We start from the raw sequence: 18349 nt of genomic DNA on the forward strand, positions 1-18349 counted from the left end.
GAACCACACGCGTGGCAACAACCAGGGCTACCTCAGATCACCGCGTATCCGGTGGCAGCGCTCAGCGACGCCAGCTCCGGATCGCCGTACCGGTGCCTCAGGTCGGCGAACGCGATCGCCTTGTCCTCACCCCACCGGCGGACGGCGATCTCGTACGACGCGCCGCTCACGAACACCGGCGGAGTCCGCTTGCTGTGGAACTTGTCGGCGTACATGACCAGCTCCTCCTCGCGCGTCTCCGCCACATAGTCGGCCGCCGGGATCGGCAGGCCTTGCCGCAGTACGTCGTCCCGCGTGATGCCGACCCCGCTGTGACGAGAGCAGAACCGGCTGATCGTCTCCGCAAACCCGAGACCCGCCAGCAACTCGTGCCCGAGTACGCCGTGCCGCACATAGTCCGCTGTGTCGAGCACACCAGCCGTGTAGAGACGGTAGACGCCGATGTCGTGCAGAAGCGCTCCGGCGCGGACCAGATCGGCGTCGACGTCCAGCGACAGGAAGTACTGCGAGGCGAGCTGACAGACGATCCGGCAGTGTTCGTACACGGACTCGAAGGCGTCACGGGTAGGCGCGTGATCGCGATGCAGGGTCTCGATCTCGCGGTCCGTCGGGATCTGCATCAACCGGTCAGGTGAAGTTGCAGGACAGGCCCGAGCCGGTCGATCAAGGTGGCCAGGTCGACGGAGGCGACCGGTTCGAGCTCGATCAGGTAGCGCGCCATCGCGAGCCCGATGAGCTGCGTCGCGACCAGCGTGACGCGAAGCTGCGCGTCGGGTACGTCGAGCATCTTGGAGACCGGCTGAATGATCATCCGGGTGATGCCCTCGCGCATGATCCGGGCTACCTCGTCGCTGCTCACCACACTGCGAACGATCGCCTTCATGCGCTGCTGACCTTCGGCCGATTCCCAGACGCCGAGGAACGCGGTCGCGATCCGGCGGCCGAGTTCGTCGCGCGGACCGTCGATGATCCGCGCGGCGATCCGGCGCGGGTCGACCGGGATGGCCATCGCCTCGATGAACAGCTCGTCCTTGCTGTCGAAGTAGTGGTGCACCAGAGCCGCGTCCACCGCGGCCTCCCGGGCGATCGCGCGGATGGAGGTCGCCGTGAAGCCCTTGTCCGCAAAGGATTCCCGGGCCGCGCGGAGGATTTCGCCGCGGGTGTCCGGGCCGCCGGGACGGCGCCCCGCCCGCCCGGTGGTCGTCGTACGGGCCGCGCCGGACTCCGCCGTACCGCCGGATCCGCCGCGGGCGTTCACGACGTGAGCTCCGAGATCTCGCCCTGGGGAGTGACCGCGAACGACGACCGGCGCGACGTCCGGACGAAGTGCTTGCGGGTGAAGTCGAGCGACTCGACCAGGTCCACCTCGCGCTCGGACCGGCTGGTCGCGCGGCGGGTGTTGATCTCGATGATGATGTGGCCGCGGAAGTCCTGGTTCGCCAGGCCGGCCAGCAGGTCCGCGGCCCGTTGGGTGCCGCGGCCGGGCACCAGGTGCTCGTCCTTGGCGGAGCCGGTCCCGTCGGTCAGGTGGATGTGGGTGAGGCTCCGGCCCATCGTCGCGGCCAGCTCGACGCAGTCCTGCTCGGCGGTCGACGAGTGCGACAGGTCCAGAGTGGTGTGCGCGTAGTCCTGCTCGGTCGGGTCCCAGCTCGGCGCGTACGCCTGCAGGCCCTTACCGGGCGCGCGCCACGGGTACATGTTCTCGACCGCGAAGACGACGCCGGTCTCGGCTTCGAGCCGGGCGATCCCCTCGACGAACCCGCGCGCGTAGTCCCGCTGCCAGCGGAACGGCGGATGGACGACGACCACGTCGGCGCCCAGATCCTTCGCTGCCTCGGCGCTGCGCTCGAGCTTGCCCCACGGATCGGTCCCCCAGACCCGCTGGGTGATCAGCAGGCAGGGTGCGTGGATCGCGAGCACCGGCAACTGGTGGTAGTCGACCAGCCGCTGGATCGCGTCGATCTGGGTGCTCAGTGGGTCGATGCCGACCATCACCTCGACGCCGTCGTACCCGAGCCGGGCGGCCAGCTCGAACCCGCTGGCGGTCGACTCGGGGTAGACGGAGGCCGTGGACAGGCCGATCTTGGCGGTCGTACTGGGGTTCATCTGGTTCACCGCGGTTGCAACTGGTCGAGCCGGGACAGGATGACACCTTCCCGCAGCGCCCACGGGCACACTTCGAGGGAGGGCAGGTTGAACAGATCCATCACGGCGTCGGCGACGAGCGCCCCGGCGACCAGCTGCGACGAGCGGCCGATCGAGACCCCCGGCAGGTCGGCCCGCTCGGCCGCGGCCATCTTGGTCAGCTTCGGCGTCCACTCGGCCAGATCGTCGCGGCTGAGCGCGCGCGACACGTACGGCCCGTCGTCGGACGGCGCCGCACCGCAGATCCGCGCCAGCGACCGGAACGTCTTGCTGGTCGCTACCGACTGCTGCGGCTTGCCTGCCCGCAGTACGGGCCCGGCCACAGCGGCCATCTCCATCCGGATCCGCTTGCGCAGTGCCCTGACCTCGTCCTTGCCCGGCGGGTCCTGGGACAGACCCTCCCGGGTCAGCCGACCGGCCCCGAGCGGCACGGACACCGCCACGGTCGGCTCCTCGTCCGACCCGGCAGCGATCTCCAGCGAACCGCCGCCGATGTCGAACACCGCCAGGCGGCCGGACGACCAGCCGAACCAACGACGTACCGCCAGGAACGTCAGCCGGGCCTCATCCTCTCCGCTGAGCACCTGCAGGTCGACCTCGGTCTCGGCGCGGACCCGGTCCAGCACCTTGTCGCCGTTGGGCGCCTCCCGCAGCGCGGACGTGGCGAACGCGAGCACCGACTCGCAGCCCTTGTCCTCGGCCAGTTCGGAGGCTTCCTTCACGAACGACACCAATCCGTCGGACCCGGACTGGGCGATCTTCCCGTCCTTGTCCAGGTGCTCGGCCAGCCGCAGCTCGGCCTTGTGCGAGTACGCCGGGTACGGTGCGGCACCACGATGCGCGTCCACCACCAGGAGATGGACGGTGTTGGATCCCACGTCGAGTACGCCGAGCCGCATACCAACACGCTACTGGACTGCGGGAGTACCGCGCGTCGGCGTCTGCATTCACTGTCTGTGCGCCGGGGCGCGTACGCTTTCCAGGTGCCTGAGGTTTCTCTCGATTTCCCCCGTGCCTGGGTCGAGTTCATCGACCCCGACGATCCCGACCAGGTGTTCCGTTGCGACCTGACCTGGCTGACCTCCAACTGGACCTGCATCTTCGGCGGTGGCTGCCGCGGCATCTACAAGGGCCGACCGAACGACGGCTGTTGCACCCTCGGAGCACACTTCTCCGACGATGACGACGAGAAGCGGGTCAAGCAGTACGTCAAGGAGCTGACCAAGGACGACTGGCAGTTCCGCAAGGAGGGCCGGAAGAACGGCTGGGTCGAGACCGACGACGACGGCGACCGCAAGACCCGCGTCTGGGAGGGTGCCTGCATCTTCCTGAACCGGCCGGGCTTCGCCGGTGGCGGCGGTTGTGCGCTGCACGGGCTGGCGCTGAAGAAGGGCGTGCACTTCGTCGAGACCAAGCCGGACGTCTGCTGGCAGTTGCCGATCCGCCGGACCTTCCGCGAGGTGGAGCGCCCGGACGGTACGACGTACACCGAGGTCGGCATCGGCGAGTACGACCGGCGTGGCTGGGGACCGGGTGGACACGACCTGGACTGGTACTGCACCGGCAACACCGAGGCGCACATCGCCGTCGAGGCGGTCTTCGAGTCCAGCCGGGTCGAGCTCCAGACTTTGATGGGCCACAAGGCGTACGACGTACTCGCGGATCTGTGCCGGCAGCATCTGGAAGCAGCCCGGCCGTTGCTGCCCCACCCGGCGTCTAAGTGATCTTGCCGTTGTCGACGAGCCACTCGATGCCGGACAGGGCAGCCTCGATCGCCGAGTAGCGCGGGCGGAAGCCGAGCAGTCTGGCGGCCTTCGCCATCGAGCAGTTCGGGCTGTGCGCGACGTGGTCCCACATGGCTCCCGCGTCCCGCTCCGACAGTTGCTCGCGCAGTTGGCCGATCGGCAGGAAGCCGAGCCGGGCCTCCTGGCCGAACCAGTCGGCGACCGCGTGGGCGTAGCCGCGCAGCGTCACCGCATCGCTCGCGACCACGTGGAAGCTCTCGCCGATCGCGGTCGAGCGGCTGGCGATCGCGGCCAGGAAGATGCCGGCCACGTCGTCGGCGTGCACCGGGTTGATCGTCTCCAGGCCGAGGTTCGGCAGCAGCAGGTCGTGGCCGTGGGCGAGCTTCTCGTACACCTCGAGGTTGAAGGTGGCGGCCGGAGTGATCGGAGTCCAGCCGGGACCGCAGATGTGGCCGGGGTGGATGATCGTGGCGGGCAGGCCGGTACGGCGGGACTGGTCGAGCAGGTAGCGCTCGATCGCCGCCTTCTGGATGCCGTAGTCACCGAACGGCCCGCGCGGCGCGTCCTCCGTGGTCGGCACGGTCATGCTCGGCCCGTGCACCCAGATCGTGCCGCAGTGCAGGAGGTGCTGGATCTTCCCGTGTACGGCCTCGACGAGCTGCTTCGCACTGTCTTCGGTGAAGCAGATCAAGTCGATCACGATGTCCGGCTCGAGCCCGGCCACGCGCTCACCGAAGGTGCCTGCGGCATCTTCCGCGGCGCGGTCGACCTGGACCAACTCGACCTGTTTCCAGCGGCCATCGCTCTGGTACGGCGACCGTTCGCCACGACTGAGCACGGTCACTTGATGCCCGAGCCGCACGAGCTCCGGGACCAGGTAAGTACCGATGTGGCCAGTTCCTCCGATGACGACCGTACGCATGGTGCAGAGCTTAGAACGTGGGCCCGACACACCCCGGGGACCACGAGTGTCGGTGGGTGGGGACACAATGACTGGCATGCGTCTGGATCATCTGTCGTACGCGTGCGGCCCTGACGGCTGCAAGGCCACGCTCGAGCGGTTGTCCGCGCAACTGGGGGCGGAGTTCGTGGACGGCGGTGTGCACCCGCGCTTCGGCACGGTGAACCACATCCTGCCGTTGGAGAACGATCGGTACATCGAGGTCGTCGACGTGCTCGACCACCCGGCCTCGGACAAGGCGCCGTTCGGCCAGGCGGTCCGTGCCCGCAAGGAGCTGGGCGGCGGCTGGCTCGGCTGGGTGGTGGCGGTCCGCGACATGGCGCGGATGGAGCAGCGTCTCGGCCGCGAGGCCGCGCCGGGCAACCGGCACCGCCCTGACGGGGTGAACCTGACCTGGCGGCAGATCGGCGTGAAGGGCCTGATCGCCGACCCGCAGCTGCCGTTCTTCGTGCACTGGGACGACCTGACCGAGCACCCGTCGGTCGGCGGCAAGGGCGTCAGACTCACCGCGCTGGAAATCGCCGGCGACCCCCACCGAGTCACCGACTGGATCGGCCACCCCGCCGACCACCTCCTGGACGACCTGGACGTCGCCTGGGTCGGCCCCAACGGCCAACCCGGCCTGGTAGCCGCCGTCTTCCAGACCCCCAACGGCGTCGTCCGCCTCTAGCACCAGATCCGCGGCTTGTGGTTGACCGGGGTTTGTCGCCGGGCTAACGTACAACCAAATGGTTGTAGATGATGGTGTCGTGGACGGGTTGCTGGCGGCGTTGGCGGATTCGACGCGGCGCGACATCGTACGGCGGTGTCTGATGGAAGAGGCGTCCGTGTCGCGGTTGGCCGAGGCGTATCCGATGAGTTTTGCGGCGGTGCAGAAGCACGTCGCGGTACTGGAGCGGGCCGGGCTGGTGACCAAGGAACGCAGGGGGCGCGAGCAGCTGGTGCGCAGTGAAATGGACGCCGTACGGCGGGCCCGGGACGCACTCGACCAACTCGAGGCGATCTGGCGTGGTCGCGTGGACCGGATGACGGACCTGCTGACCGAGAGCACACCGGAGCGAAGGGACAACACATGAGTGTCACGAGCGTTGACAAGGACTTCGACGCACTGACCCTGACCCTGGTCGCGGATTTCGCCGCGAGCGTGGAGCAGGTGTGGGAGCTGTGGGCGGATCCGCGAAAACTCGAGCGGTGGTGGGGCCCGCCGACGTACCCGGCGACGGTGATCGAGCATGACCTGACGCCGGGTGGCGAGGTGTTCTACTACATGACCAGCCCGGAAGGCGAGAAGTTCCACGGCCGCTGGCAGATCGTCGCCGTCGACCCGCCCGCGGCGATGGAGTTCGTCGACTCGTTCGCCGACTCCGAGGGCAACCCGGCCGCCGGGATGCCGGCGACCACCACGCACTTGCACCTCGGCGCGTACGACGGCGGCACCCGGATGGAACTGCGGGCGGCCTTCGGCACCCGCGAGCAGATGGACCAACTCATCCAGATGGGTATGGACACCGGATTGGAACAGGGCGTCAGCCAGATGGACGCCTTGCTTTAGTGGATGTTCTCGAGGTCGGCGAATGAGACCTCGAGCTGCGTCAGCAGCCGTTGCAGGTGCGGGACAGTCCGGCGGCAGCCGGTCAGACCGAAGTGCAACTGGTGGTCGTAGCTGGTGACGCTGATGTTCAGCGCCTGGCCGTTGAGCACGATGCTGGCCGGATACATGCCGAGCAGGCGCGACCGGTTCCAGTACAGCGGGCTCTCGGCCGGGCCGGGCACGTTCGAGATGACGACGTTGTACGGCGGCGTCGTACGGCCGGCCACGCCGGGGAGAACCGCCGCGGGACCGGCGACGCCGAACCCGAGAGCGCCGACCAGCAGTCGCTGCAACGGACTGAGCTCGGACAGCACGCCTTTGGCATACGTGGTCGAGGCCATGATGCGGCGGATCCGCTGTTCGGGGTCCGCCTCGTCGGTGGCGAGGTCGGCAATCAAGGTGCTCAGCGCGTTGCCGCCGCCGGGCGCGTCCGCCCCGCCGCGCAGGGAGACCGGCACCATCGCCGTCAACGCCTTGTCCGGAAGGGCGTTCAGCTCGAGCAGATAGTTGCGCAAGGCACCTGAACACATCGCCAGCATCACGTCGTTCAGCGTCGCCCCGGTGATCGCGCGGACCTTCTCCAACCGTTCGATCGGCCACGACTGCGCCGCGAACCGCCGCGCTCCGGTGATCGGCTGATTGAGGATCGTCCGCGGCGCCTGGAACACGACCGAGGAATGCTCCGCCTGCACAGTCCGGAGCAAACTCTTCAACCCGACAGGCGTGAGGCCGGCAAGATCAGCCAACACCCTGACGGTGTTGCCTGGCAGGCGACCGGCCGCCGTCAACAACCCGATTGACGGGATCGGCCCCGGAGCAGACGCCGGGAGGGCGAAGGTGGCGGGCATGTCTGTTGTGTCGGAGTTGGTGGTGAGGGTGTCCTGCATCCAGCGGAGTGCGGTGACGCCGTCCAGCAGCGAGTGGTGGATCTTGCTGTAGAGAGCGAACCGCCGGCCCTCGACGCCCTCGATGAGGTGCATCTCCCACAGCGGCCTATGCCGGTCCAGCAGCGTCCCGTGCAGGCGGCTGGTCAGCTCGAACAGTTCGCGGAACCGCCCCGGACGCGCCAGTGCGGACAGCCGCACGTGGTACTCGAGGTCGATGTCGTCGTCCTGCTCCCACGACCAGTAGCCGAGGTCGAGCGCCCGGTTCCGCACCCGCCGGGCGAACAACGGATTCACCGCCGGCGCCGCGACCATGTCGTGGTACAGCTGCGCCACGTAGTCCCGGGAACCTTCCGGGAACACGTGGTCCCGTCCGGCGCCCTCAGGCAGCTCGAACACCATCAACCCGCCGACATGCATGGGCTGCTCACGGCTCTCACCGAGCAAGAACATCGCGTCCAGCGGTCCCACCGCGGTCATGGTCCCTCCCGCTCCCGACCTGGGATCCCCGACGCTTCATCGTCGCCATCGGGGCCCGGTCCGTCTACCCCTGCCCACAGCGCTTACGGAGATTTTGTTCTCCCGTCAGCAACTGAAGCAGAAGCACCTGCGACCTCAGTCGAGAGGACGGTAGTTCACGCCGATGCGCTCGATGCGGGCCAGGTGGGGGCGGAGGCGGGTGAGGAATTCGTCGTACGACGTCCGCGGGGAGCCCCAGGCGCGTTCGGCGAAGGCGGACAGGCGCGGCAGGAGCATGTAGCCGACCTGCTGCTCGTCCGGCATGTACTCGGTCCAGATCTGGCACTGGGTGCCGACGATCAGGGCCGCCTCCTCCTCGGTGAGCGAGGCCGGGATCACCTCGAAGTCGTAGACCTTCTCCAGCGGGATGAAGTTGCCGATCGCGAGCGGCTCGGTCGCCGGGTCGCCCTGATGGTAGTCGAAGTACACCGACTCGCACGGCGCCATCACGGTCTGGTGGCCGGCCTTCACCGCGACCTCCCCGCGCTGCGCGCTCCGCCACGCCATGATGACCGCGTCCTTCGGGCAGTCGGTGTCGACCATCTCGTCCCAGCCGACCAGCCGGCGGCCTTCCTCGGCCAGCACCGACGCGACCTGCTCGGTGAACCAGCCCTGCAGTTGCCCCGGCTCGGTCAGCCCGAGCTCGGCCTGCCGCTTCTGCGCCTCCTCCGAGACGCCCCACTGCACCGACGGGCACTCGTCGCCGCCGAGATGGATGTACGGGCTGGGGAAGATCTCCAGCACCTCGCGCAGCACGGTCTTGACGAATTCGACGGTCGCGTCGTTCACGTTCAGTACGTCTTCGCTGATGCCCCAGTACTGACGGACGGTCAGCTGGGTCTCCGGGTTGTTGCCGAGCTCCGGGTACGCCGTGATCGCGGCCTGCATGTGGCCCGGCAGGTCGATCTCCGGGACCACGGTGATGCCGCGCTCGGCGGCGTACGCGACGATCTCGCGCAGGTCGTCCTTGGTGTAGAAGCCGCCGTGCCGCTGCCCGTCGTACTCGAAGTCCTTCTGGCCGCGCGACATCTTGCCGACCATGGTCTCGTCCCGCCACGCGCCGATCTCGGTCAGCCGCGGGTAGGCCTCGATCTCGACCCGCCAGCCCTGGTCGTCGGTCAGGTGGAAGTGCAGCGTGTTCAGCCGGTGCAGGGCGAGCACGTCGATGACTTTGAGCACGAACTCCTTCGGCATGAAGTGCCGGGCGACGTCCAGCATCATGCCCCGCCAGGCGAACCGTGGCGCGTCGGCGATCCGCACCGCCGGCACCGCGACCTTGCCGTCCTCGGCCGGCTCGGCGGCGTCCAGCAGTTGCGCGTACGTCGACTCCGCGTGCCGGAGCGCGTCCTCGGAGCCGGCCGACAGGCGGGCACCGTCCGCGGTCACGTCGATCCGGTACTCGGTCTCGCCGAGGTTCTCGACCACGTCCCGGATGGCTTCGCCGGCGGGATCCCCGCTCACCCACTGGCCTTCGTCGACGGCGAGTTCACGCGGGGCAGGGACGATCGCGATGTCGGGCATCCGGAACTCCAAGGCAGGGGGTGGAATTACGTCAGGACGATTCTATAAGCGAGCATATCGAGCTGCCTTACCGGTCAGCTTGATGAGAAGGTGAGCCCGTGACCGCAGACACCAGACCCGCCGAGCTGCAACGAACGACGCTGCGGGTGCTCGTGGTGAGCAACGTCGTGGGTGGCGTGGCGGTCGCGAGTGGGTTCGCGGTCGCGGGATTGCTGGCCGAGAGCATCTCGGGGTCTACCTCGATGGCCGGACTGGCCGCCACGTCGACCACTCTGGGCGCCGCGATGCTCGCCGTACCGCTGGCCGGGCTGGCCAGGTCGCGCGGCCGGAGGGTGTCGTTGGCGGTCGGCTACCTGATCGCTACGACCGGTGCGCTCCTGAGCATCGTGGCAGCCCAGATCGACTCGCTCGCACTGCTCCTGCTGGCCGGCTGTCTGTTCGGCAGCGGGTCCGCCTCCAACCTGCAGTCCCGGTACGCCGCCACCGACGCGGCGGACCCGGCACACGTCGCCCGCTCGCTGTCCCTGGTCGTCTGGGCCACGACGATCGGCGTGGTCGTCGGGCCGAACCTCACCGGTGTCGGCGGCGCTGTGGGTACGTCGCTCGGAGTCATGGCACTCGCCGGCCCGTACATCTTCTCGGTCATCGCCTTCGCGATCAGTCTGGCCACGGTGTGGTTCGGGCTGCGGCGGCTGCACCAGAGCACCCCCAGAGCCAAGGTCGAACGGCAGCCACTCGCCTCCACGTTCCGGACCGTGATGTCGATCCCCCATGCCCGGCTGGGGTTGCTCTCCATCGCGGTCGCCCATGCGGTGATGGTCGGAGTCATGTCGATGACATCGGTGCACCTGCGCCACCACGGCGCTTCACTCACCATCGTCGGCTTCGTCATCAGCGGTCATGTGGCCGGCATGTACGCCCTCTCGCCCGTGATGGGCTGGATGGCGGACCGCCTCGGCCGCATCCCGACCATCGGCATCGGCCTGGCTTTGCTTGCCTCAGCCATGACAGTGGCGGCGCTGGCTCCGGACGGCGCACACGGCCTGACCGCGGCCGCACTGGCCTTGCTGGGACTCGGTTGGTCGGCCTGTCTGGTCGCAGGCTCCACACTGCTCACCCGCTCGGTGCCGGAGGACATCCGCACGTCGGCTCAGGGCCTGTCCGACCTGACCATGGGTGCGTTCGCCTCGATCGCAGGTACGGCAGCCGGCCCGATCCTCGCCGTACTCGGCTTCCACTGGCTCGCCGTCCTCTGCGGGATGCTCCTGATCCCGATCGCACTCCTGGCCGCCACGACCAGACCAGTGCCGGCAGCAACTAGTGCCTAGCGGTGTGAGCATCGCGGAAGGTGGGATTCCGAGTCCCAACATCTGGCATCACCCGAAGGTCTACGAGGTCGAGAACCGGGCCGTCGATCCTGACGGGGTGATCGAGCCGGCCATGCGGGCGATCCGGGACTGGGCCGGCGCGACGCTGCTCGACATCGGATGCGGCACCGGGTTCCACCTGCCGACGTTCGCGGCGACCGCGGGCCGGGTCATCGGAGTCGAGCCGCATGGTGCACTGGCCGACGCGGCCAAGCGCCGTACCAAGGACCTGCCGAACGTCGAGGTCCGGCAGGGTACGGCGCAGCGGCTGCCGGTGCTGGACTCGACGATCGACGTGATGCACGCGCGCTGGGCGTACTTCTTCGGGCCGGGCTGCGAACCGGGGCTGGCCGAACTGGACCGGGTGATGCGGCACGGCGGGACCGCGTTCGTGATCGACAACGACGGGAGCCGGTCGACGTTCGGGCGCTGGTTCACCGAGTCGTACCCGAAGATCAAGGCGGCGGAGGTGGAGGCCTTCTGGACCGCGCGAGGCTGGCAGCGGACGCAACTCGACATGGGCTGGCGGTTCGAACGCCGGGAGGACCTCGAGGCAGTGATCCGGATCGAGTTCACGCCGGCCGACGCGGAGCGGATCATCGCATCGCATGCGGGGGTCGAGGTCGACTACGCGATCAACCTGTGGAGCCGGACCTTCTGAACCTCTTCTGAAACGACACCCGGACGGCCCTGCGAACAGACCTCCACTCCCCATAGGGTTGACGAACCACTCGACGGGTCTTCTGGGGAGGCGCCAGCCAGGGATGGACGGTCTGCTGCTCGAACAGGTCCCCGGCTTGCCGGAGAAGGTCCGGATCGACGTAGGCGAGCAGCGAGCGCTGGTGATGCCGTCGGCCGCTGCGGCACGCCGGCTGGTCGATGTACTGACCGGTGCGGACGATCCACCGGCCGATGCAGTGGTGAAGATCGGCGATCCGGTCCGGTTGGTGCCTGCCGAAGGGGGACTGCTGCCACACCTGACGGTGCTCGGCAACGTCGTCCACGGCCACATCGTGAGGCACCGCGTGACCCGCAAGACCGCGGAGGAGGAGAGCCTCGTCACCGCAGGAGACTGCGGACTGGACGACGTACTGGATCGCTATCCGCACGAGATCACGCCAGGCCGTCGCCGGCTGGCCGGTGTGGCCCGTGCACTCCGCGCACACCCGAGGCTGATCGTGCTGGAGGACGCAGCCGGCCTGCCGACGTGGGGATCGTTGCTCCGGCTTCACCACCCGCCCGAGGAACCACCCCCTGAGCTGTACGGAGCCGCAGTGCTGCTGATCACCACCGACTCCGGCCGTACGACGGGCTTCCGCGATGCCTAGTAGCCGCAGAGCGTTCCTGGGAGCCGCCGCGACGCTCATGGTCGCGGGCTGTTCGAACGACGTGCTGGGACTCCGGCGCAGTGTGCGGGTGGCGGTGAGCTGGAGCGGTCAGGAGCTGCACGCGTTCCACGACGTACTCGACGGTCTGGGCAAGCTGGACTATCCGGTGGAGGTCGTGCCGCTGGGCGACGACATCTCCACTGCGTTCGGGGCCCGCTCCGGCCGGCGGCCGGACATCGTGATGCTGCCGCAGCCCGGACTGGTCCCGCGCGAACGCAACGAGCGCAACGACCTCCAGGCCATCCCGGACGAGGTGGCGGACCCCGGCCGGGCACGACTCTGGAAAGACCTGCTCGTGTACGACGGCAAGACGTACGGCGTCCCGTTCAAGACGGCACACAAGTCAGCGGTCTGGTACCGGCCCTCGGTGTTCCGGGAGGTCGGCGTCGAGCCGCCACAGCTCTGGTCGGACTGGCTGACGCTGAACAAGACACTGTCGGATGCAGGTGTCCGGCCACTCTCGCTGGCCGCGGGTGATGGCTGGGTGCTCACCGACTTTCTCGAGAACGTCCTGCTGGGCATAGCGCCTGCCGTCTATGCAGGGCTGGCGACAGCGACGGAGCCGCGGCCGTCACGACGACCCGAGTTCGCCGCAGCCCTTCGTTTGCTGGGATCCATGTGGTCCGCTCCGGGTGCGCTGGCCGGCGGTGTGAAGCGCTCACTCGTGCAGCAGTTCCCGGACGCGATCGTCGAGGTGTTCGGCCATCGCCGTGCCGCCATGGTGTTGGCGTCCGACTTCGCTGAGCCGGTAGTGCGTTCGTTCGCGGCCGATCCGGACGACATCGGAGTGTTCACGTTCCCGGCACTCGCGCCGGGCGCCGCCGCGCCGGTCGTGGTCGGAGGCGACGTGATGGTGCTGCCGAAGCCCTCCAGTGACGACGCAGTCGATCTGGTCCGCCGCCTGTCCGCACCGACCGCGGTGGACCCGTGGATCAGACAGGGCGGCTTCCTGGTCGACGGACGGGTGTCGGGCTACTCCCCCGAGCTGACCCGGCTGGCCGAACAACTGACCGCGCCGAACGGACTTCTCCAGTTCGACCTGTCCGACCAACTGGGACCCGTTGGTGGCATCAACGGACTGTGGCGAGTGCTCACCGACTTCCTGATCAGGATCGGCGATCGCGGCAGTGCCGTCGTACCGCGGGCTGTCGATGACGCGGTGAACGAACTGCGTGAGGTGGAGAGCTGATGGGCTTGCAGACGAACGGTCTGTCACTGGAGATCGTCGGCCGCGAGGTGAGCGGCCGTCCCGTGGCCGGCAAGCCGCGGCGACCGGCCGGACCGTATCTGCTGGGGCTCCCCGCACTGTTGCTCAGCTGCCTGCTGCTGATCCCGATCGGGGTGACTGTGGTGGCGGCGTTCCGGACCACCAGCGGCTTCGGGTTCGGCAACTTCGCGGTGATGGGCGACCCCGGCGCATTGCGTGCCGTAGGCAACAGTCTGGCCTGGGTGCTGGTCGCGTTCGCGCTGGTCGTGGTCGGGTTCTTCCTTGCCCTGTTGAGTTATCGGCTGCCCGGCCTGACGTCGTTCCTGCAGCCTGCGCTGGTGATCCCGTTCGCGGTGTCCGTGCTGGTGTCGGGCGCGACGTTCCGGTTGATCTTCGACCCGGCGCCGGAGCGCGGCACGGTGACCGCGGTCTGGACGCGGCTGTTCGGCACGAGCCCGGTGTGGCTCGGCCCCGGCCTGTTCTGGCTCGTACTGGTGTCCGCCTTCGGCTGGACCTGGCTCGGGTACGTCGTCTCGCTGTTCCGCGCCGGCCTGGACGCGATACCGGACGACGTCACCCGCACGATCGCCGCCGAGGGTGTCACCGGCTGGCGACGACTGTTCGCGTTGGAGATCCCACTGCTCCGGCCGATCACCGGTGTGGTGACGCTGACCCTTGTCATCGCGGCGGTTCGGGTCTTCGACCTGGTCCTGATCGTCGTACCTGGTTCCATGCAAGGCTCCGCGGACGTGCTCGGCCTGAACTGGTGGCGCGCGAACGCGAACGGCGCCAACTCGGGTCGCACGGCGGCGCTGGGTGTGGTGCTGTTCGCGATCGTGGCAGCTGTCGCCGTGATCGGCGTACGCGGCCTGCGCCGACGCCGCTGGGCGATGCCGGTCTCTGTGGTGACCCCGGATCCGACGCTGGGCCGTCCGAAACCCAGCAAGCTGGTACGCCGCTTCGGGTGGATCGTCGGCTTCGCAGTCAGCCTGGTGTGGATCTTCCCTGCCGTGGTGCTGGTCGCCACTGCTCTCCACTCCCCACGTGAGGCCGGTCTGCATGGGTGGTGGTCGCTGTCCGGTCTCGGCTTCTCGTCGTTCAGTGCTGCCGCGAACATCGGCCTGTTCCGGGCCTTGCTGTCGACAGTCCTCATTGCCGGCGCAGCCACAGCAGTTCTCCTGGTGATCGCCGTACCGACGGCCTATCTGGTCGCATGGGGCGGTCTGCCGCAGTGGCTGGGCCGTGTGGTGATGGCCGTGTTCGTCGTACTCGCGGTGACCCCGGTCCAGATGTACGCCGCTCCGTTGCAGGATGCGATCGGTGCAGCGGGGTTGGCCGGATCGCGGATCGCGTTGGCACTGGTCCATGCGGCCGCCGGTCTGCCGTTCGCTGTCCTGCTCCTGCGGTCCGCGTTCGCCTCTGCTCCACCGGCCCTGGTTTCTGAGGCATTGCTGGGTCCTGCGCGACAGAGCGCCGTACTGGCAACGGTGCAGCGGACCTATCGGCCGGCGTTGATCGCTGTGGCGGTGCTGGAGTTCGCACTGGTGTGGAACGACTTCATCGTCGGGTTCCTGATCAGTGGTCCTGGTACGACGCCGTTGTCGCTGGTGTTGTGGGGCGAGGCTCGGCAGTTCTCCGCGTCCAGCGGGACCGTCGCTGCTGCCGCTGTGGTCGCGTCTGTTGTGCCCGCCGTACTGATGCTGACGTTCTGGCAGAAAGTGGTGCGTGGACTGACCGCAGGGAGTCGGCCATGACATCTGGAGGTTCCGGCGACCAGCAACCCAAGCTGGAGGACAAACCACGCCAAAGCCGCCGGCGGGGTGACTTCTTCGGGATCAGCGCACTCGCCTCGGCGTTGCTGTCCGGTCTTGCGGGCGAGCGGTTGTCGCAGAGTCTCGACAGCGGCGGCTGGGTCCGTGTGGTCGGCCTCTCGCTGACGTTCCTGTTCCTGCTCATCTGGGCGGCGTACTACGCGCCGACCGTGCTGGCGGCGTACAAGCGACGGCGGCAAGAGGCTGTGGCAGTCGTCGCGGCGCCGGAGCTGCGTGCAGCGGCGGAGGAGGCCGAGCAGTGGATGATCGCGCTCGGCTCCGACACCGGCGGTATGGCGGCGGCCGAGTGGTACTCACTGAACGAGCCGCAACTGCGCGAACTCCTGCAGGCCGAGAAGCCACGCGAAGGCATCGCGGACGACTTCGCCCGGATCTGCGACGCACTGGAGGTCTGGTACCTGCGCCGGTCCGAGCCCCTCCCGTTGCTGGAGCTCAGCGAACTCCTGTCGGCCGTTGCCGAAGCATGCGGCCGCCGCGACCTCGCGGAACTCGCTGCGGCTCGCGAGGCGACGGCGTACCGACTGCTAGGTGATGTGGAGAGCGCGACCACACGGCTGGGCGTCTCGGACAACGTGGCGACCCACAGTCGGACCGCGGCGGCGCTGACGACTCGCCGGCAGGTCGAGCGGGCGCTGCTGCACCTGGCCCGCGCAGAACAGTCGCCGGCGGGCAACGACCGGGTCGAGGCAGTGCTGAACGCGCGGGACCGGTTGGACGACGCGCGCCTCAACCGGCCGGGCCCTGACCTGGCTGCCGAAGTGGCGATCCTCATCAACCGCGCGATCGTGAACCTGTACCAGCTGGAGCCGGAAGAGGCACTCGACCAACTCCGGCCCGCGGTCGCACGTGCCCGGGCAGCCGGCGACATCAGCGGCCAGGCACACGCGTCCGAGCTCATGGGGGTAGCGGCCTGGATGCAACGCAGTCCGCACGAGGCCAAGCGGATGTGGCGGCATGCGGAACACCTCTACTCGGAGATCGACGAGAGCGAAGGCCGCGCCCGCTGCCTGCAGCACCTCGGATCGGCAGAGGTCGTGGCCGGCCGGAAGCAGCAGGCCCGGGCGTTGCTCGAACGGAGCGCCGACCTCCGGACGTCGGAGAGTGAACTGCTGACGAAGTACCTCGGAGCCGCGCAGGAGGACGGTCAGCCACCCGAGGTCGACGACGACGGCGGGGCCGGGGTCACGGCCAGCTGGATCCGCCGGCTGCTCGACCGGGTGCGGGATCACTTCACGCTCAGCCGCTGACGTTTTGTCGGCGGGTTCGCCTAGGTTGTTCCGCATGGCGAAGGCGACGGGGACGACGAAGGCGAAGCCGCAGTTCGCGTGCACCGAGTGCGGGTGGACATCGGCGCGCTGGATCGGACGCTGCGGTGAATGCCAAGCCTGGGGCACGGTCGCCGAGGTCGGCGCGCCGAAGGCCTCCCGGATCAGCGCCGGGCCGGTGTCGTCGCCGGCCATGCCGATCGCGAAGGTCTCCGTCATCGAGGCCGAGTCCCGCCCGACCGGCATCGCCGAGCTCGATCGCGTTCTCGGTGGCGGCGTCGTGCCGGGCGCCGTCATCCTGCTCGCCGGCGAGCCCGGGGTCGGCAAGTCGACGCTGCTGCTCGAGGTCGCCGCGCAGTCGGCCCGCCGCGGGCAGCGCACGCTCTACGTGTCGGGTGAGGAGTCGGCCGCCCAGGTGCGGCTGCGAGCCGGCCGGACCGACGCGCTGGTCGACGAGCTATACCTCGCGGCGGAGACCGACCTGTCCGCGGTGGTCGGCCAGGTGGACGCGGTCGAGCCGACGTTCCTGGTGATCGACTCGGTGCAGACGATGGCGCATCCCGAGGTGGACGGCGCTCCTGGCGGCGTGACCCAGGTGCGTGAGGTCACCGGCGCGCTGGTGCGGCTGGCCAAGGAGCGGCACATCGCCGTCGTGCTCGTCGGCCACGTGACCAAGGACGGCGCGATCGCCGGCCCGCGGATGCTCGAGCACCTGGTCGACGTCGTCTTGGCCTTCGACGGCGACCGGCACTCCGGGTTCCGGATGGTGCGCGCGACGAAGAACCGGTTCGGTCCGTCCGACGAGGTCGGCTGCTTCGACATGGTCGACACCGGGATCGTCGAGGTGAGCGATCCGACCGGCCTGTTCGTCTCCGAGCACGCCGAGCCCGTCGCCGGGACGTGCGTGACCGTGATGATGGAGGGCCGCCGGCCGCTGCTGGCCGAGGTCCAGGCGCTGGTCGGCCCGTCCGCCGCGCCACAGCCGCGGCGGACCACCTCCGGACTCGAGTCGTCCCGGGTCGCGATGGTTCTCGCCGTCCTCGGCAACCGGGTCGGCCTCAAGCTGACCGACCAGGAGGTGTACGTCGCCACCGTCGGAGGCGTGAAGATCACCGAACCGGTGGCCGACCTGGCCGTCGCGATCGCGGTCGCGTCCTCGGTGATGGACCGCCCGATCCACCCCGGCCTGATCGCGATCGGCGAGGTCGGGCTGGCCGGTGAGGTGCGCCGCGTCGGCGGCCTGGAGAAGCGCCTGGCCGAGGCCGCCCGCCTCGGCTTCACCAAGGCGATCGTCCCCGCCGACGTCCCCAACCGCGGCAAGGATCTCAAGCCGATGGACATCCAGGCCAAGTACGGCCTGCGCACCTTCGCCGCCCCCGACCTCCCCTCCGCCCTCCTGGCCGCCGGCCTCACCTGACACCAACCCCGCGCGCTCTCCCTCTCTCCGTCGCCGCGCTTCCCGCCGGCCTGGGGACCACGCCACCCCGCGTGTCCCCAGACGGGTCCACGTGTTCCCGGGCGTGCGGCTCCACGTTTCTCTGGGCGGGACCTCGGCGTACAGCTCGGCAGGAGGTGTGTGCTCCGCGGGCGCGTGCTCCAACGGTGCCGTGTGCTCATCAGCCGGCATTCGTTGGACACCTCCTGTCGAGCTGTACGCCGCCAGCCACTGCGCGCTGGGCAGCGGGCCTGGCGCGGCCTCGCGCGCGATGGCGGACGCGGTGGCGACCAGGACCTGGCGGGCAAGTCCGCGTGGAGGGGTGATGGGGGTTGTGGGGCGGGACGAGTCGGGGGTGAGTCCCTGCCCACAAGATCCGGTAAGGGATGAGACGCGGGCTGCCGGGGCGCGGTGGACGGAACGTAGTCTTGAGGCGCCCCGCCGGGTTCAGTGCTGAACCTGGGATACTGCCCGGCGTTGCCGGATGAC

18 protein-coding genes are annotated in these 18349 nt (G+C 69.0%); 11 read left to right on the forward strand and 7 right to left on the reverse strand.

Features of this window, described 5'->3' with window-relative positions:
• Positions 1–32: 32 nt before the first annotated feature.
• Genes ACIBG5_RS17745 through ACIBG5_RS17760 form a run of 4 tightly spaced genes read right to left on the reverse strand, consistent with a single transcriptional unit; the run spans position 33 to position 3044 of the window.
• Entirely contained in the window at positions 33–620 is a 588-nt protein-coding gene (locus ACIBG5_RS17745; protein WP_396392576.1) for an HD domain-containing protein, read from the reverse strand.
• Positions 620–1258: a TetR family transcriptional regulator gene (locus ACIBG5_RS17750; protein ID WP_396392577.1), complete on the reverse strand. Its 639-nt coding sequence runs from the start codon at positions 1256–1258 to the stop codon at positions 620–622. Before ACIBG5_RS17750 ends, ACIBG5_RS17745 begins: the two co-directional genes overlap by 1 nt.
• Positions 1255–2106, reverse strand: coding sequence for a sugar phosphate isomerase/epimerase family protein (locus ACIBG5_RS17755; RefSeq protein ID WP_396392578.1), 852 nt, complete (start codon positions 2104–2106; stop codon positions 1255–1257). Before ACIBG5_RS17755 ends, ACIBG5_RS17750 begins: the two co-directional genes overlap by 4 nt.
• Positions 2107–2111: 5 nt before the next feature.
• A complete protein-coding gene (locus tag ACIBG5_RS17760) occupies positions 2112–3044 on the reverse strand; it encodes a Ppx/GppA family phosphatase (protein WP_396392579.1) in 933 nt (310 codons plus the stop codon).
• An 84-nt stretch (positions 3045–3128) separates the two neighbouring features.
• On the opposite strand from ACIBG5_RS17760, the gene ACIBG5_RS17765 reads away from it, so the two are divergent.
• A complete protein-coding gene (locus ACIBG5_RS17765) occupies positions 3129–3869 on the forward strand; it encodes a hypothetical protein (protein ID WP_396392580.1) in 741 nt (246 codons plus the stop codon).
• Here the strand turns inward: ACIBG5_RS17765 and ACIBG5_RS17770 are convergent.
• Positions 3862–4812, reverse strand: a complete 951-nt coding sequence (locus ACIBG5_RS17770) for an NAD-dependent epimerase/dehydratase family protein (RefSeq protein ID WP_396392581.1) — start codon at positions 4810–4812, stop codon at positions 3862–3864. The two genes, ACIBG5_RS17765 and ACIBG5_RS17770, sit on opposite strands and share 8 nt — an antisense overlap.
• Before the next feature lie 76 nt (positions 4813–4888).
• Between ACIBG5_RS17770 and ACIBG5_RS17775 the strand changes: the two genes are divergently transcribed.
• The 3 genes from ACIBG5_RS17775 to ACIBG5_RS17785 are packed head-to-tail and all read left to right on the forward strand — an operon-like array spanning position 4889 to position 6403.
• Positions 4889–5521, forward strand: coding sequence for a VOC family protein (locus ACIBG5_RS17775; RefSeq protein ID WP_396392582.1), 633 nt, complete (start codon positions 4889–4891; stop codon positions 5519–5521).
• Positions 5522–5579: 58 nt separating this feature from the next.
• Positions 5580–5927 (forward strand): ArsR/SmtB family transcription factor, encoded by a 348-nt coding sequence (locus tag ACIBG5_RS17780; RefSeq protein ID WP_396392584.1) that lies wholly within the window; start codon positions 5580–5582, stop codon positions 5925–5927.
• Complete coding sequence (locus ACIBG5_RS17785) at positions 5924–6403, forward strand: SRPBCC domain-containing protein (RefSeq protein WP_396392585.1); 480 nt, start codon at positions 5924–5926, stop codon at positions 6401–6403. The genes ACIBG5_RS17780 and ACIBG5_RS17785 overlap by 4 nt, the downstream gene beginning before the upstream one ends.
• Here the strand turns inward: ACIBG5_RS17785 and ACIBG5_RS17790 are convergent.
• Both ACIBG5_RS17790 and ACIBG5_RS17795 read right to left on the reverse strand, forming a co-directional pair.
• Positions 6400–7806 (reverse strand): wax ester/triacylglycerol synthase family O-acyltransferase, encoded by a 1407-nt coding sequence (locus tag ACIBG5_RS17790; protein WP_396392586.1) that lies wholly within the window; start codon positions 7804–7806, stop codon positions 6400–6402. The two genes, ACIBG5_RS17785 and ACIBG5_RS17790, sit on opposite strands and share 4 nt — an antisense overlap.
• 135 nt (positions 7807–7941) lie before the next feature.
• The gene (locus ACIBG5_RS17795; RefSeq protein ID WP_396392588.1) at positions 7942–9366 is read right to left on the reverse strand and encodes a beta-N-acetylhexosaminidase; all 1425 of its coding nucleotides are present in this window, start codon (positions 9364–9366) and stop codon (positions 7942–7944) included.
• Positions 9367–9464: 98 nt separating this feature from the next.
• Between ACIBG5_RS17795 and ACIBG5_RS17800 the strand changes: the two genes are divergently transcribed.
• From ACIBG5_RS17800 to radA, 7 genes are all read left to right on the forward strand, one after another.
• Positions 9465–10694 (forward strand): MFS transporter, encoded by a 1230-nt coding sequence (locus ACIBG5_RS17800; protein WP_396392589.1) that lies wholly within the window; start codon positions 9465–9467, stop codon positions 10692–10694.
• A gap of 4 nt (positions 10695–10698) precedes the next feature.
• Entirely contained in the window at positions 10699–11394 is a 696-nt protein-coding gene (locus ACIBG5_RS17805; protein ID WP_396392590.1) for a class I SAM-dependent methyltransferase, read from the forward strand.
• A 103-nt stretch (positions 11395–11497) separates the two neighbouring features.
• Positions 11498–12061 carry a hypothetical protein gene (locus ACIBG5_RS17810; protein WP_360449765.1) on the forward strand — a complete coding sequence of 188 codons (564 nt, stop codon included), beginning with the start codon at positions 11498–11500 and terminating at the stop codon, positions 12059–12061.
• A complete protein-coding gene (locus ACIBG5_RS17815; RefSeq protein ID WP_396392592.1) occupies positions 12054–13310 on the forward strand; it encodes an ABC transporter substrate-binding protein in 1257 nt (418 codons plus the stop codon). The genes ACIBG5_RS17810 and ACIBG5_RS17815 overlap by 8 nt, the downstream gene beginning before the upstream one ends.
• Positions 13310–15082: a sugar ABC transporter permease gene (locus ACIBG5_RS17820; RefSeq protein WP_396392593.1), complete on the forward strand. Its 1773-nt coding sequence runs from the start codon at positions 13310–13312 to the stop codon at positions 15080–15082. The genes ACIBG5_RS17815 and ACIBG5_RS17820 overlap by 1 nt, the downstream gene beginning before the upstream one ends.
• Positions 15079–16407 (forward strand): hypothetical protein, encoded by a 1329-nt coding sequence (locus ACIBG5_RS17825; RefSeq protein ID WP_396392594.1) that lies wholly within the window; start codon positions 15079–15081, stop codon positions 16405–16407. The genes ACIBG5_RS17820 and ACIBG5_RS17825 overlap by 4 nt, the downstream gene beginning before the upstream one ends.
• 34 nt (positions 16408–16441) lie before the next feature.
• Complete coding sequence (gene radA / locus ACIBG5_RS17830; RefSeq protein WP_360449775.1) at positions 16442–17842, forward strand: DNA repair protein RadA; 1401 nt, start codon at positions 16442–16444, stop codon at positions 17840–17842.
• The last annotated feature ends 507 nt before the right edge of the window (positions 17843–18349 follow it).

The organism is Kribbella sp. NPDC050241, assembly GCF_044459685.1.
Classification (GTDB): Bacteria; Actinomycetota; Actinomycetes; order Propionibacteriales; family Kribbellaceae; genus Kribbella.